The organism is Paenibacillus sp. P4_E11 (assembly GCF_056401635.1).
The window spans coordinates 101,939-116,965 of sequence record NZ_JBFUIX010000005.1 but is presented as its reverse complement, the minus strand read 5'-3'; the positions used below and the strand labels follow the sequence as shown (position 1 = coordinate 116,965).

Annotated in this window: 17 protein-coding genes; 9 read left to right on the top strand and 8 right to left on the bottom strand. The window is 50.7% G+C overall.

The genetic code is table 11. The features are described 5' to 3' along the window. Positions 1 to 510, bottom strand: a complete 510-nt coding sequence (locus AC1DWB_RS03995; protein ID WP_477539735.1) for a hypothetical protein — start codon at positions 508 to 510, stop codon at positions 1 to 3. A 344-nt stretch (positions 511 to 854) separates the two neighbouring features. Here AC1DWB_RS03995 and AC1DWB_RS03990 point away from each other — a divergent pair, with 344 nt between their 5' ends. Next, positions 855 to 1,097, top strand: a complete 243-nt coding sequence (locus AC1DWB_RS03990; protein WP_477539734.1) for a small, acid-soluble spore protein, alpha/beta type — start codon at positions 855 to 857, stop codon at positions 1,095 to 1,097. 186 nt (positions 1,098 to 1,283) lie between these two features. On the opposite strand, the gene AC1DWB_RS03985 is transcribed toward AC1DWB_RS03990, so the two are convergent. After that, complete coding sequence (locus AC1DWB_RS03985) at positions 1,284 to 1,655, bottom strand: O-methyltransferase (RefSeq protein WP_477539733.1); 372 nt, start codon at positions 1,653 to 1,655, stop codon at positions 1,284 to 1,286. Positions 1,656 to 1,850: 195 nt separating this feature from the next. After that, positions 1,851 to 2,078, bottom strand: a complete 228-nt coding sequence (locus AC1DWB_RS03980; protein WP_477539732.1) for a hypothetical protein — start codon at positions 2,076 to 2,078, stop codon at positions 1,851 to 1,853. Between the two features lie 227 nt (positions 2,079 to 2,305). Between AC1DWB_RS03980 and AC1DWB_RS03975 the strand changes: the two genes are divergently transcribed. Beyond that, positions 2,306 to 3,565, top strand: coding sequence for a methyl-accepting chemotaxis protein (locus AC1DWB_RS03975; protein ID WP_477539731.1), 1,260 nt, complete (start codon positions 2,306 to 2,308; stop codon positions 3,563 to 3,565). 36 nt (positions 3,566 to 3,601) lie between these two features. Here AC1DWB_RS03975 and AC1DWB_RS03970 read toward each other — a convergent pair whose 3' ends face one another. Further along, a complete protein-coding gene (locus tag AC1DWB_RS03970; protein ID WP_477539730.1) occupies positions 3,602 to 5,392 on the bottom strand; it encodes a M3 family oligoendopeptidase in 1,791 nt (596 codons plus the stop codon). A 150-nt stretch (positions 5,393 to 5,542) separates the two neighbouring features. On the opposite strand from AC1DWB_RS03970, the gene AC1DWB_RS03965 reads away from it, so the two are divergent. The 3 genes from AC1DWB_RS03965 (at position 5,543) to AC1DWB_RS03955 (ending at position 7,117) form a co-directional block, all read left to right on the top strand. Next, entirely contained in the window at positions 5,543 to 5,698 is a 156-nt protein-coding gene (locus AC1DWB_RS03965) for a YycC family protein (RefSeq protein ID WP_477539729.1), read from the top strand. Continuing rightward, entirely contained in the window at positions 5,698 to 5,940 is a 243-nt protein-coding gene (locus AC1DWB_RS03960) for a hypothetical protein (protein ID WP_477539728.1), read from the top strand. The genes AC1DWB_RS03965 and AC1DWB_RS03960 overlap by 1 nt, the downstream gene beginning before the upstream one ends. 79 nt (positions 5,941 to 6,019) lie before the next feature. Next, complete coding sequence (locus AC1DWB_RS03955) at positions 6,020 to 7,117, top strand: diguanylate cyclase (RefSeq protein WP_477539727.1); 1,098 nt, start codon at positions 6,020 to 6,022, stop codon at positions 7,115 to 7,117. A 162-nt stretch (positions 7,118 to 7,279) separates the two neighbouring features. Here the strand turns inward: AC1DWB_RS03955 and AC1DWB_RS03950 are convergent, their stop codons facing one another. Both AC1DWB_RS03950 and AC1DWB_RS03945 read right to left on the bottom strand, forming a co-directional pair. Continuing rightward, on the bottom strand, positions 7,280 to 7,996 hold the full coding sequence (locus AC1DWB_RS03950) for a DUF2225 domain-containing protein (RefSeq protein WP_477539726.1): 717 nt from the start codon (positions 7,994 to 7,996) through the stop codon (positions 7,280 to 7,282). 34 nt (positions 7,997 to 8,030) lie between these two features. After that, positions 8,031 to 8,417 (bottom strand): globin domain-containing protein, encoded by a 387-nt coding sequence (locus AC1DWB_RS03945; RefSeq protein ID WP_477539725.1) that lies wholly within the window; start codon positions 8,415 to 8,417, stop codon positions 8,031 to 8,033. Positions 8,418 to 8,835: 418 nt separating this feature from the next. Here AC1DWB_RS03945 and ylbJ point away from each other — a divergent pair, with 418 nt between their 5' ends. Then, a complete protein-coding gene (ylbJ, locus tag AC1DWB_RS03940; protein WP_477539724.1) occupies positions 8,836 to 10,134 on the top strand; it encodes a sporulation integral membrane protein YlbJ in 1,299 nt (432 codons plus the stop codon). Positions 10,135 to 10,222: 88 nt separating this feature from the next. Further along, positions 10,223 to 11,032, top strand: a complete 810-nt coding sequence (locus AC1DWB_RS03935; RefSeq protein ID WP_477539723.1) for an NAD kinase — start codon at positions 10,223 to 10,225, stop codon at positions 11,030 to 11,032. Positions 11,033 to 11,546: 514 nt separating this feature from the next. On the opposite strand, the gene AC1DWB_RS03930 is transcribed toward AC1DWB_RS03935, so the two are convergent. After that, entirely contained in the window at positions 11,547 to 12,188 is a 642-nt protein-coding gene (locus AC1DWB_RS03930; protein ID WP_477539765.1) for a YutD family protein, read from the bottom strand. 85 nt (positions 12,189 to 12,273) lie between these two features. Then, positions 12,274 to 13,167, bottom strand: coding sequence for a lipoyl synthase (lipA, locus tag AC1DWB_RS03925; RefSeq protein WP_477539722.1), 894 nt, complete (start codon positions 13,165 to 13,167; stop codon positions 12,274 to 12,276). Positions 13,168 to 13,360: 193 nt separating this feature from the next. Here lipA and larE point away from each other — a divergent pair, with 193 nt between their 5' ends. Next, on the top strand, positions 13,361 to 14,230 hold the full coding sequence (gene larE / locus AC1DWB_RS03920; protein ID WP_477539721.1) for an ATP-dependent sacrificial sulfur transferase LarE: 870 nt from the start codon (positions 13,361 to 13,363) through the stop codon (positions 14,228 to 14,230). Further along, a complete protein-coding gene (larB, locus tag AC1DWB_RS03915) occupies positions 14,230 to 15,024 on the top strand; it encodes a nickel pincer cofactor biosynthesis protein LarB (RefSeq protein ID WP_477539720.1) in 795 nt (264 codons plus the stop codon). The genes larE and larB overlap by 1 nt, the downstream gene beginning before the upstream one ends. Positions 15,025 to 15,027 lie beyond the last annotated feature (3 nt).

Below are 15,027 nucleotides of genomic sequence, written 5' to 3'. Positions count from 1 at the left end.
TCAGTTATCACGAACCCCTAGCACTTGCCGGCGAAGCTTGTCTGTCAAGCGGCCCACGACCGCCTCCGTCTCTGTCATGAGGGGGCGGTAGTCTTGGCCGTCCACAAGCGCCAGAACCTGCTCCGCTGCTTGCAGCACCTGCTCCCGATATTCCCCTAACTCGAACCTGTACGTCTCATGCTCACGGTACGTTCGATCCTCACCCTGCTCCACAAGCACCCATTCGATCTGCTCGTCTTCCTCGATTATTCTCGTCCGAAATCCGATCGCCCGGCACTCTGGATCGCCGCATCCGCATACGAAGAACGGAATGGACGGCCAGTCATCAACAGAAGCCCAACGATTCGGAAGCGTCGGCTCGTAACAGCTATACAGCAAGGCAGGCAATCCAACGTCGACACACATGGACTCGTCTACGATCGACTCTCCGTCTGCCTCTACCCTGACTTCAGCCTGTACGATTTGAAGTTCGGTTTCCAGCTTCAATCCTTTAAATTGTATACGGAACATGACATCCCCACCTTCCTAATGGCTGTCGATTAACTGTGGATGGAGGCTAAAACGGCCGTTCCAAGTGAAAAAGGACCATTTTTCTCAAACATCTTGTTTGAACTCCTATGACTGTATAAGGGATTTCGCGGTATGGAGGTTCAAGCCAAAACTCGCCAGGGTCCTCTTTTTCACTTTCCACTCCTCTTGTTCACAGTTAATCGATAGCCTCTCCCATCCGGCTAATTTCGTGCAGCATGGATATAGTATACCAGACGAAATCTGTGGTTACATTTACCATTCTAAGGTGATGAGTAGAATTTGCCAATTCGTCCATAATACGTATCAAACGGGAGGTGATTCAGATGGCAGCAGGTCAACAACAGCAACAAAGCAGCCGCAGCAGGCTGGTAGTTCCACAAGCTTCAGCAGCACTCGACCAAATGAAGTATGAAGTCGCTCAAGAGCTAGGCATTCAAATTCCACAAGACGGTTACATGGGCTACATGCTTACACGTGAAAATGGATCAATCGGTGGCTACATAACTCGCCGCTTAGTGCAAATTGCGGAACAACAGCTTAGCGGAGGAAACCAATTCTCCCGATAAATCAACAACCCAGTGCCTGGTTTCATTCGGTCAAGCCGATCGATGGAATCAGGCTTTTTATTTGCGTAGAAAAGACTGTCCACTAACAGCATGATCGCTGCTGCAGACAGCCTGTCCTGGAACAGAACTGACGCTTGATATGCATCAATTCTGTTCTTGAATAAAGGTATGAGTGCTATTACATCATTACTTATCAAGCGGTAACAATTGCGCCATGTTATAATTTGATTCGAACTGTACACTTGTGCAAAGAGTGCTCTGTTTAAGAGCGAAATCCAGGTACATCTCTCCGTGAGTCCAAGGTGTCTTGTAATCTAACGACTCAATAACCATCCGCAGAAAAGATGATTGTTGCGCTACAGACAGCCCCTTCTTGCTTTGCTGCTCAACTCTTCCGTCTCTCGCTTCGAGTGGAAGATGCCGCACACCGAACTTGCCAATTAGATTGTTGCGAATCTGAATAAAAACTGTGCCTGAGGATTGTTGCGATAGCTCGTTGCGAAGTTGTTTGAACACGATGTCCAATTGGCGGGCAAGCGGAACTTGCGATACGATCATGTAATTCCTCCTTCCGTGCTGAATTTGTAATATTATGTATTTTCTTAGGTCCTACGACTTAATATAAGAACGGCAACTACCTGTTTCAACATTCTTTTACATATTATGTGAACGGGTCCTACAAAATTAATACAAAAGGCCCGTCTCCTCCGAAGAGAAAAACGGGCCCCTTGTGGGATCTATTCAGCAATGTGGTTATGAACTGAATGGGACGTATTCACTATTGCGAAGCTCAAGAATCTTCGAGACGGGTATCCCGGTCTTGGCATGGATCTCCATAACAGTACTCCTCGGATTGACCTTCAGAAATTCACGCATTTGCATGAAATATCGGTTATTCTGCGCTTGGCAATCGCTGCAATATTCGGACTTGATCTGTAAATAAAGCTTTCTGCAGTCTTTGCAATTGGATAGTTCTGGCATGGATATCCCTCTCTTCCGAACATAAACGGCTTCGCGGGCCTTCGTGATTGGATGGTTCCGTTTAGACAATAAGGGTATACAGACTCATTATATACCAGAGTTTACTAGAGTAATAGAGACTTGAGAACTAGCAGGTTCGACCTAACCTACGATAGACCGATTGATTTCGACATGTTATAATTTACCTGTTCTTGTGTTCCATCATTTATTGGAAATGGGGTCGTTCAATGTCTATGTTTCAAGCTCTATCCTTCAAACAAAAGCTGCTGGCTGGTTGTTTCACACTTGTCGGTATCTTCTCTGCCGTAATCTTAGTGTTCGCGGCCAGTTCCGATGTGTCTTTTGTCCTAGCCTGTCTGATCGTACTAGTCATGATCGGGGCCAGTTATCCTTTTATCACATGGTTGGAGAGAGCGCTTACAGATCCTATTGACAGCATTTCACGCGTCGCCTTGAACATCTCCAAGGGTGATTTCTCGATTAAGGTCGATGTGACGAGCAACGATGCACTAGGTGAATTGGGGCGTTCTTTCAATAAAATGATCGACAAACTTCGCGATATTCTGAATGAAACGACAGGTATCACGCGCAGCGTTGCCGATAACACCCGGAACAGCAGCAGCAAGAACCAGAATCTGAAGCAGGTGATGGGAGAAGTCACATACAGCGCGAATGAGCTGGCCTCCGGCTCTCAGCAAATCGCCATCGAGATTGAACGGATGGCTTCCGCCATTAAGGAGATTGAAACGAAGGTATCCAACTACACGAATTCGACCAAAGAAATGAACACCAAGTCGGATGCGATGCTGTCCTTGATTAATCAAGGGCGAACCGCTGTGGAGAGTCAAGGTGAAGGGATGCAGCGTAACGTGGAAGCGACCTCTACCCTATCCAAGACAATCGATCAACTCGCTCATGAGGCGAACGGGATCTCGAAGATCACCCATACGATATCGGAAATCGCGGAGCAAACCAATCTTCTCTCGTTGAATGCTTCGATTGAAGCGGCTAGAGCAGGTGAGCAAGGAAAAGGGTTTGCCGTCGTGGCGCAGGAGGTGCGCAAGCTTGCCGAGGAGTCGGCATCTTCCGCCAAGGCAGTATTCACGCTTGTCCGCAGTATTGGACAAGGCATCGATCAAGCGTTGCAGCAGATTAATCAGAACGAACGCATCGTCGATAAGCAGACGAGCCTGATCCAGGAGACTGAAGCGATCTTCACCCGAATTGTGGAAAGCATCAGTTTCATTACAGACCAAATTGCCCAATTCGCAACGGAGAGCGATCGAATGCTGGATAGTGCCAAGATGATCTCTAGCACGATGGACAGCATCGCTACCATTACGATTCAATCTGCGGCAGGCACGGAAAAAGTATCAGCGGCGATGAATGAACAGATCGCCGCTGTCGAAGATATGGTCGGTCAGTCCGAGCAGATGGCCCAATCGGTAAGCCAGCTGCAGCGGACGATCCAAATATTCAGATTGTAGGTATGGTAAGTAGGGTGAGAAGCGAACACGCTAAGCTTATGATTCTGTCATTTGCAAGAATGTGTTGACATCCGCTACGGCCAGGTCGACCGCACTCTGCCAGAACTCCGGCTCGGTCAGATCGACTCCCAGGTGCTTCATCGCCAATTGCTCGACGGTCATGCTGCCTGTGTCGCGCAGCAAGGCGATATAGCGGTCTTCAAATGCAGCACCTTCCTTCAGAGCACTGGCGTACAAGCCCGCGCTGAACAGGTAGCCGAACGTATACGGGAAGTTGTAGAACGGGACACTCGTAATATAGAAGTGCAGCTTCGACGCCCAGAAGTGGGGGTGATATTCGCTTAATGCGTCTTGATACCCTCGTTTCTGGGCGCTTACCATCAGCTCATTCAATTCTTCGACGCTGAGCAGTCCAGAGCGGCGTTTCTCATAGAACTCCGTCTCGAACAGGAATCTAGCATGAATATTCATGAAGAATGCGACTGATCGCTGAATCTTATCTTCCAATAGAGCTAGACGCTCCTCTTCGTTCGCAGCATGCTTGACTGCCGCGTCGGAGACGATCATCTCGGCGAACGTTGAAGCGGTCTCCGCTACATTCATCGCGTATTCCTGGGCTAGCCCTGGAATATCGTTCATCACATGCTGATGATAGGCGTGACCCAGTTCGTGTGCCAAGGTCGAGACGTTGGATGCCGTATTCGCATACGTCATGAAGATGCGCGTCTCTTCGCTAAGCGGTAAGGATGTGCAGAATCCTCCTGGACGTTTGCCAGCTCTGTCCTCTGCTTCGATCCAACGTTTCTCGAACGCCATCTCCGAGAACTCGGCCAGCTTCGGGCTGAAGCGTCGGAATTGATCGACGATAAGCGTAGCCGCTTCATCGTATGGGTACAGCTTGGTCGCGGAACCGATCGGCGCTTCGACATCGTGCCAGCTTAACTTGTCCACCCCTAGCAGACGAGCCTTGCGCTGCAAATAGGTGACGAATATCGGCTTGTTGCGTTCAATGACGTCCCACATGACCTGCAGCGTCCGGTCTGACATGCGATTAATTGCGAGCGGCTCCTTCAGAATGGAGTCCCAGCCCCTGTTCTTGTAAGTCTGCAGTCGGAATCCAGCTAACCGGTTCAAGGCATCGGCACAGAAATCCGCGGATTGCGACCACGTTTCTTCCCATTGCTGGAATACCCGCTCCCGGACGGTCCGATCTGGGCTATGCAGCTTGTTGTGTGCTTGTCCAGCGGACAACTGGATCGTCTTGCCATTCTCTTCATACGGAATGTTGAACTTGCTGACCGTCGTATTGTACAGTTCGCCCCAGCCATGGTACCCGTCCACGGCCAAATCGCTAATGAGCGATTCTTGCTCAGGGGGCAACTTCTCCTTAGCCTGCTGACGGCGTTCATCGAGCGGGTACGCAATCGGAACGATCGCTTCATCCTTGAGGAGAATCTCCCAGGCGTCGTCTGGTATTTGTTTCAGCAACTGATCGAAGTGGGTTAACGCCGAGTTGAACTGAGCGCCCATCACAGCGACACGTCCGTTCAATTGAACCGCTTTTTTATCGTTCTGATTCTCGGCTGTGAGACAGCTTACGAATGAATCGGCTTCACGAATGCTTAGCAAGATCGCTTGCATCGTCTCCACTAATGGCAACAGCACGGCAAGCGGCTCTGCAATTGGATGCTTCACCTGCTCCAGACTGGCACGGAATTCAATCATTTGCTGGTCGAGACGATCCAGAAACTGAGCGAACGTCGGGGAGGCGCTGCCTCCTGCAAAAATAATGTCCAAATCCCATACGACACTTAACGGTTCTTTCATGTCAATCTCACCTTTCTTTATATAGCTCAAGCTCTCTTTTATTAAATCATACTTCACTCTTGAATTAAAATGCTACAGTCGCCGCATACGGGTTGGACTTCCAGTAAAAGTAGTGTATAACTATAGTATTCAAACTTGGGAGGAAGCCATATGAAACCATTGCAAATATCTCCAGAAACCGCAGTGAAGCTGGCGGAACGATTGAATGTACCGTTGGAGCATTTGATGCACATGCCTCAGCACATCCTTATGCGCAAACTGATGGAACTCGCACAAGAACAAGACGAAGACGGGAAGAAAGAATAATGATTCCTTTTCGTCAAACCATGCCATACGAAACGATTCAAGGTGACGTCTATGTTCACGAATGCCCCTTCTGCCAACGATCGAATGTGATGCTCCCTCTCAAGAAGAAGCATCTGCAGACGATTCATGAAGGACGCAAGTGGTTGATCGTGTTCCCTTGCTGTCATGAGAAAGTAACCGCAATCGACGCGGACACGGACTATATCCTGACTGATCGAATCCTGCGAACAATTCCGAATTAAAGGAAAATAGATACGATATGTAGAATACATATCTTTTCACAAGGAATGTACGGTTTACGTTTCAGGAGCGAATGAACTTATGGAAGAATACCTCATCCCGGTTACGAATGCTTGCACGCTTGTTGCCTTAAGCTATATCGCGTTGAAGATTCGAAATCGCATTGTTGATGGAGCACTCGAATCGCTGATGGTCCCTCTGTTAACAGGTCTATCTTCGATACTAATGATGTTGCTCCCCATGTCTACGGATTTAATTATCCCGGATTTGCGATATATACCGATCATTATGGCAGGCATGCGGTTCGGGTGGCCAATCGGCCTCTTATCCGCCATTCCACCTGCCCTGTATACGTTATGGCTAAACCACCCCTATATGGTCTATGAGCTCCTTGACGGGCTCCTCATTCCCGCGATGGTCAGCATATTGTTCCACCAGAAAGATCGGGACGCAGGCTATGCCCACATCAAGATTGCGAAGGGGCTACAAGCTTGTCTCCTCTTGTTCGTATTCAAGCTGACGGCTGGCTCATTAGTACAGACTGCACCCATGTGGGACTACATCTTGATGAACATCTATATGTTGACCATCACTGTGATCTGCGTCGTCGTGTTAATCGTCATGTATAACGACGAACATACGAGTTGGATGATGCATCGACAGCTGGAACTTGAAGCGAATCAGGACCGGATGACGATGCTGCCGAATTTCCGTGGTTTTACCGAAATCGCCGCCAGTACGTTGCAGAAGCGCAAGATCAGTATTCTCATGATCGATATCGACAATTTCAAAAATTATAACGACACACACGGTCACTTGCAGGGGGACCAATTACTTCGGGAAGTCGGGCAACTGCTGCGTCATAGCGTCGGGGAGCAAGATTATATCGCGCGTTACGGCGGTGAGGAATTCATTGTGATGTGTCATTCGACCGATGTTCGAATGATCGCCTATCTGGCTCATCGGTTGTGCCAGACCGTGGTGGAGCATCCGTTCCACGGCCGCGAATATCAGCCGAGCCACTCCATCTCGATCTCAATCGGGGTTGCTATTGCCGATCGAGCAGGCGATGATCTAATGAGGTTGATGACCGAAGCCGATCAGGCGCTATACGCCTCCAAGCGCAACGGAAAGAACCGGTACACTTTCTTCGAGTTGCCGGTTGAGGAGTCGGTGTGATGGGTGACGAGTAGATGAGTTCAGTTTGGCACGTGAGGAGGGCGTGGGAGGAGATTCCGCTCCGCTTCTCCACCCCCTCCCACGCCCTCTTTCCTTCTTCTTTCGTTTAAGGAGTTACGTTTTACTTACTGGCGACAAACAAAAGCCCAAGGGTTAATTCCCCTAGGGCTTTTCCATTAATTCTTCCGGCAATTCCAACTTATCGGCCAGCATATCTTCCCGGGTAGCTACCCATTGTTCGCGACAAGCGCGGATCATGGCAGCATCCACAATTTTCTTATCGTTAATGACTTTGCCGAACCAACGAATCGCTTCGCCGTATTTCTTCAAGCGTCGGTTAAGCTCTCCCATCAGGTACATGAGTCGAGCGTTGTTCATATTGTCCTCTTCGCCCTCGAATACCCGGACATAAGCTTCCAGAGCATACTTCAGAAACCGGTCTTCCTGCTCCTTGTCATTCCGGACTCTATACAGCCAGGCGATGTGATGAAGCAAGCCTGCCAGGATACGGTCCCGCTCGCCTTTAATTTGCGCGCATAACAAAGCTAACTTGAACGTCTGTAGGGCACTCGCCCAATCTCTCTCTCCGCCATACTCGCGTGCGGACCAATTTTTCCCGAACCGCTCATAATAGTCTTCCTTCTGCTTAGGTGTCATTCGCTCCGAGAAATTCTCAGTTACGGCAAACCCGCAGAATGGGCAAACCCGTACCACATAAAAGTCCGGATTGATATCCTTGTAATGCATGCAGAAGTCGGTATCCGAGCCCTTGGACTTCTTGAAGCTGGGGCGTACCCGCGAAGTTTGAAAATTTTGCTCACAACACAAGCAGGTCACTTTAATTTGATATAACGGCGCTACTTCCACAACTGAGTCCATCCTTTCACGAACTGTACCCTGTACAGGTAACTACTTAGTCCGTATTCACAAAATGATGCGCAGGGCCTCTCAACCGTGTCAATACTGCTCGTTGCAGCTCCTCATCAAGACCAAGCGTTCCAAGCGCAGTGCCCATACAGGCGAGCCATGCATCGGCCCGTTCAGGTGTGATCGGAAACGGCATGTGCCGCCCCCGCATCATCGGATGCCCGTATTGATCGGAATATAGGGGAGGTCCGCCGAAAAACTGGGTCAGAAACATAAACTGCTTCTCCATGACAGGTGTTATGTCTGCTGGAAACAAAGGTCCGATTAAAGGATGCGATTGCACTAGAGGATAAAAAGCTTCAACAAGCTTGTGTACCGCATCCGCTCCGCCAATTGCCTCATAAATTGTCATCCCTTGTTGCTCCGAGTTCATACCTGAATAATCTCCTGACTGTTCCTAAATGTATGCTGAAGTACGATAGAAAGCGTCGGACTCCATTATTATACAATACAAAAATAAGACGATGCCATCTTTTCTGTCGAAAAGTCAGCACCGTGCTTACATGTGGTTCATCCTGAATGGGTCAATTCTCCATATCTTCTTCTGCTGAACTCATCAGCGTTTCCTTGATCACAAAAACGAAGGCACATACGATTAGTCCTGCTACCACGCTCATCATAAGCATCACTCCGTCGGCTTTTTTTCATTGTATCACACTATGGTCTAAAATTCAGCACACTCAACAACATTTTGTATTCGTTTTCATTTCAGGTTTGTCCGCATGACGAAGGACTTGCGAACATATACGTAGAGAGGACAAGATTTAACGCAATCACCTATCGGAGGTGACATGATGCTCACATTGCGGCACTGGTCAACCGCTGTATTCGCGGCTTCGTTCGTCGCTTTATTCGGCCTGATGCTCGTCTATCCAGGGGACGCTTGGCAGGCTGCCTTGCAAGGCCTTTCCATCTGGTGGGACATCTTGTTCCCCGCCCTGTTCCCCTTCTTCGTCATCGCAGAGCTAATGCTAGGCTTCGGTCTCGTACATTTCTTCGGAACCCTGCTTGATCCGATGATGCGTCCGTTGTTCCGGGTACCTGGTATCGGCGGCTTCGTGATGGCCATGGGCTTCGCCTCCGGTTATCCGGTAGGGGCCAGACTGACGTCCCAGCTATGGGATCAACGTCTCGTCACTCGGGAAGAAGGTGAGAGACTGGTAGCGTTCACTACATCGTCTGACCCGATCTTCCTGATCGGCGCGGTGTCGGTCGGCTTCTTCCATGACGTAAGCCTCGCTGTCATTCTCGCAGCCGCTCATTATGGTTCGTCCGTCGTCATCGGTCTGCTGATGCGGTTCCATGGCAGCAAGGAGACACTCCCTGCCCCGCTCACTCCTCTGGCTGGCGCGGCTGGAGCGTCGATCGTCTGGCGTGCGCTTGCGGCCATGCATCAAGCCCGTCTGCGCGATGGACGCTCTCTGGGGCTGATGCTGCAGGAAGCGATTCAAGCTTCCTTGAAGCTTATTATGGTCATTGGCGGCTTGGTCGTGTTCTTCTGCGTTTTCCTTGAAATGATGAGTGTCACGCATATGATGAGCCGCCTCTCTGACATGACGGCCTTTCTGTTGAAAGGCGTCGGCATTCCCCAGGAGCTCTCTCAGGCCGTCATTAACGGACTGTTCGAAGTAACCCTGGGTGCCCGCTCCTCGGCTGAGGCAGGCATCCATTTGCTGCTGCAACATAAGGTAGCGGTTGCTGCCTTCATCTTGTCATGGGGCGGCATATGTGTTCATGCCCAAATCGTCAGCCTGCTCAACCGGACAAACCTGCGGTATTGGCCCTTCATCGCCGCAAGAGGCATACATGCGGTGTTGGCAACTGTCTTCGTCTATGTGCTGTGGTCCCCCTTGCAGCCCCTTCGTAGCCTGATCGCTCATGCCGCAACGACGCTCAACCTTTTCCCCAACACGAGCCCTGCTGCTTGGACAGGCGACACGGCAATTGCGGTAGGGGCTACGTTAGGACACCGCCTTCAGATTGCGCTAGTCTCCGGATCTATCCTCCTTCCATTCGCCATCCTGACGGGCATCCTACTTCTCTTGGTGCTATATTCCATAATCCGGCCGATTCTACGCGCATTCTCCTAGCTCATCCCATTGTGTCTTGGACCGGAATTGATTATGATGAGACTATGTTCAAGCATTGTTCAAGCAGATACAAAGGGGAGAGCCCGTAGTGAAATATAACGTAGTCCATCGAGGCGACGACATATCCATTCAGACCAAAGACCGCTTCCATGAGCTGGCCGCTAGCCGCGGCATGGAGCAAGATAAAGACAGACCAGACATCGTCATCTCAGTCGGCGGCGATGGTACGATGCTACACGCGTTTCATATGTACGCCAACCAATTGGATTCCACTTCGTTCGTCGGCATTCATACTGGCCATCTTGGTTTCTATGCCGATTGGAAGCCGGCGGAAGTCGAAGATTTGGTCAACAGCATGGCAGCCGCTCAAGCGTCACCACCGCTCAGAACGGTCAAATACCCGATCGTGCAGATTGAAATCGAGACCGAGCGAGGCACGGAAACCCATCTCGCGCTGAACGAGTTCACCTTGAAGGGCGGAGAAGCAACGCTTGTGGCCGAGCTGCATATTAATGACGAGCGGTTCGAGATGTTCCGGGGCGATGGCATCTGCATCTCTACGCCATCAGGCAGTACCGGGTATAACAAAAGCTTGAACGGTGCCATTCTGCACCCTTCGCTGGATGCAATCCAGATCGCCGAGATGGCTTCGTTGAACAACCGGGTCTACCGTTCACTCGGATCGTCAATTGTGCTGCCGAAGCACCATCATTGCGACATTTATCCGAAGAAGAAAATGAATATGCTGCTCACCATTGACCATCTGAACGTACAAATGAACGATATCGTATCAATCCGCAGCATGGTCGCCGAACAGAAGGTCAGCTTCGCACGCTTCCGTCCATTCCCGTTCTGGAATCGGGTACGTGAAGCATTTATCGGTGAGATCGTGGAGTAATCCGGGAAGATATGGCTAAGAAAACCTGATCGGTGAATCGACCAGGTTTTCTTAGTGTTGGGTCAGGCTATGGGGATGCCCAATCTTCGTCGACGCCTTCCTTTAAGACAATCGTCCGGAAGATCACCGTACGGTCCTTGGCTGATGAGTTCAGTTAGTACGTGGGGAGAGCAGTCTGCCCTCTCTTATTCCACTTTCTATCAAGGCGTTACGTCTTACTTTCGCCTGATCTAATTCCAGAATGTTACAAAAGTGCAAAAGTGCAGGATTTACCCCATTTATTCGACTAATTCGTGGTTTACTGCATCCATTAAGGTAAGCAATTAAGGGACAGCCTCTGGACTCCCTCAGAAACTCGAGACGATTTACTTTCAGTTAAAAAAAGCTCCTATCGGAGCAACTCGGTGAAGCGGGTTCGTCTTTAGCGGTAACTTTTTATGCCGAATCAGGATGCAACCTCTCGAAGTTTATACTTTCTGATTCTGTTAAAAAAACAAGCTTAGGGACATCGTCCCTAAGCTTGTTCGGCTTTGCGTGAGTCTTGCTTGGCTTGTTGTTGATCTTGCTTCCCTTGTTGCTGATCTTGTTTGGCTTGCTGCTGTTCATGCTTGTTCGATTTATCATGTCTGCCGTGTTGCTCATGTCGATTCGGATGTTCGCGCTTGCCTTGGTGCTGCGGCTTGCCTTGGTGTTCATGTTTGTTCGAGTGTTCGGATTTATTCGATTGTTCGTGCCTGCCCTGAGGCCCGTGTTCCGACCTACCGTGTCTACCCGTCTGACTCTGAGTTTGATTGTGTGCTGGCTCTAGTGGTTGATCCTGAGTTGGCGTAAGCTCTTGACCAGGACTCGGATTCTCATCATTCACGAGTTGGGGAAGCTTGGGTGCATTCTTGGTGATCATCCGCTCAAGCACGAAATAGGCGCAGCCGAAATTGCAATATTCGTTCAAATAGTCGCTAAGACTTGCAACGGAAGTATCCCGGGTGGACTTTTGGTTGTTTTCCTTAAAAAATCCTTTCAGCCTCAGCTGATTGTAACCCCAGTCTCCTACGATATAATCGTAGCGCTCCAGCACTTCGCTGTAACGGTCGCGAAACGCCTCGAAGTTATAGGCATTCCGATGATCGACGACGATTTCGTACGTCCGACCTCCCATATGAATCACAGGCTTCCCCTCCCCGTCATCTAAAAATCCACTGTACGATCCTATCTATGGTGGGTGTCGATGCTAGTTATACGTTTTACGAGTTAACGGTTGCCTCGGCGGAGCGAACTTGTTCGTGGGCATGGTAGGAACTGCGCACGAGCGGCCCGGATTCCACGTGACTGAAGCCCCGCTTCATGCCTTCCGCCTTCAGCATAGCGAACTGCTCAGGAGTGTAGAACTTCTTCACGTCCATATGCTGCTTGGTCGGTTGCAAGTATTGACCGATCGTCATGATGTCGCAATTAACAGCTCTCAGATCGTCCATCGTCTGCAAAATCTCATCCCATTCTTCGCCAACACCTAGCATAATGCTCGACTTGGTTGGAATACCTGGCTGCATCTGCTTCGCACGGGCTAGCAGTTCAAGGGAACGGCGGTACTTCGCCTTAGAGCGGACGCGGTCAGATGTTCGTTCTACAGTCTCCAGGTTGTGGTTCAGAATGTCAGGCTTCGCGTCCATCACGATCTGAAGCGACGCTTCGTTCCCGAGGAAATCCGGGATAAGCACTTCGACGCCGCACATCGGCAGACGCTTGCGGACCGCCTGTATCGTGGCCGCGAATATCGATGCACCACCGTCGGACAGATCATCGCGTGCGACCGACGTGACTACACAATGGCGCAAGCCCATCTGTTCGGCTGCTTCTGCAACACGGTCTGGCTCCTGCATGTCCAACTCGGTCGGAAGACCCGACTTCACGGCACAGAACCGGCAAGCCCGGGTGCATATATCCCCCAAGATCATGAATGTTGCTGTACGGTTCGCCCAGCACTCGTGTATATTGGGGCATTTCGCCTCTTCGCAAACGGTATGCAGCGTCTTGGAACGCATCATTTGTTTCAATTCTTTCACATGGTGGAACTCATCGGCTGACGTCAACTTGATCTTCAGCCAGTCTGGTTTCCGCTGTATCGGTTTGGTTGCCATGATATTCCTGCTTTCCACATCAAAATGCACTTAGCTGTTTTTCTTTTTGTATTATATCATGAAAGCCGCGACTTGCCACACCCGCCTGACATTGTCCTGCAAATCCGTTCGGATATGGTATCAGTGCCCTCCCGCTTTATGTTACACTAAGGCATAAAGAGATCGACGTCTGTTACGGAATGGGGAGATGGAGATGAATATGAAAGCGGACAAGATGATGAATGGACTCACTTTGCAGCAGAAGGACGACAAGCTGGGTCAAATATTGCGGGAAATGGGCCGCGTGATGATCGCTTTTTCCGGAGGGGTGGACAGTACGTTCGTGCTTAAACGCGCGCATCAAGTGCTGGGCGATCAGGTACTGGCCGTGACGGCAGCCTCGGAGACGTTCCCTACGCGGGAATTCAACGCTGCTGTACACATAGCCGAAGAGATGGGTGTGAAGCTGCTCCGCACAGAAGTGAAGGAGTTCGACAATGCCGACTTCGTAGCCAACAATCCCGACCGTTGCTATCATTGCAAGACCGGTCTGTATTCCCATCTGCAGCGGTTAGCCGGTGAGATGGGCTATGACTACATTCTCGATGGCTCTAACATGGATGATCTGGGTGATTACCGTCCGGGCCTGCAGGCCAAGAAGGAGCAGGGCGTACGCAGTCCTCTGCAGGAAGCGGAGTTCTATAAGGAAGAGATTCGTCAATTGTCGAAGGAGCTGGGGCTGGTAACTTGGAATAAGCCTTCCTTCGCCTGTCTGTCTTCCCGGATTCCTTATGGCACGAAGATTGAACGTTATAAAATCGACCAACTCGACGAAGCGGAAGACTACTTGTACCAGCTAGGTTTCTGGCAAGTTCGGGTACGTCACCATGACAAGATCGCGCGCATTGAAGTGATGCCGGATGAAATACAGCGTGTTATTGAGTTGAAGGACCAAATATTCCAGAAGTTCACGGGTCTTGGGTTTACTTACGTGACGTTGGATCTCGCAGGATATCGGACGGGCAGCATGAATGAAGTGCTGAAGGCGGCGCAGAAAACCCCGGAGAAGGAAGCGGCGCTGTAATGGCACATGACAACGATTTGGATTTGGAACAAATTCTGAAGCAGGTGCAGACCGGTGAGCTCGACTTGAGCGAAGCGAAGCGGCAGCTGGAAGAGAAAGCCCGTCGAGAAGCTGACGGCAAGGTCGACGATATCGGCTTCGCCCAGCTCGACCTCGATCGCGAGAAGCGCACCGGTTTTCCCGAGGTCATCTATGGCCTTGGGAAAACCGCTGAGCAGCTGATCGCCATCTTCGAGCGGCTGAAGCTGCACTCTGACCGCGTGCTCGCCACGCGCGTCGACGCAGCCAAGGCCGATCAGGTGCTCACCGCTGTGGACGGCGTCATGTACCACGCGACCGCGCAAGCGCTCACGTGGTTCAAGAAGCCGATCCTCCAGGTGCACGACGGCTACGTTGCCGTCGTATGCGCCGGAACGGCCGACTTGCCGGTCGCCGAAGAAGCGGCGATCACGCTGGAATGCATGGGCAACCACGTCGAGAAAGTATACGACGTGGGTGTGGCCGGCATTCACCGGCTGTTCCGCCGCCTTCCTGTCATTCGTGAAGCGAATGTGATCATCGTCGTCGCCGGGATGGAGGGCGCACTCGCGAGCGTCGTTGGCGGCCTGGTGGCCAAGCCCGTCATTGCCGTGCCGACGAGTGTCGGCTATGGCGCCAGCTTTGGCGGGTTATCCGCTCTGCTGACGATGCTGAACTCATGCGCTAACGGCATCACCGTCGTCAACATTGACAATGGATATGGGGCTGGCTATAGCGCTGGCATGATCAACAAACTAATGTCGAGAAAGGCGTGAATG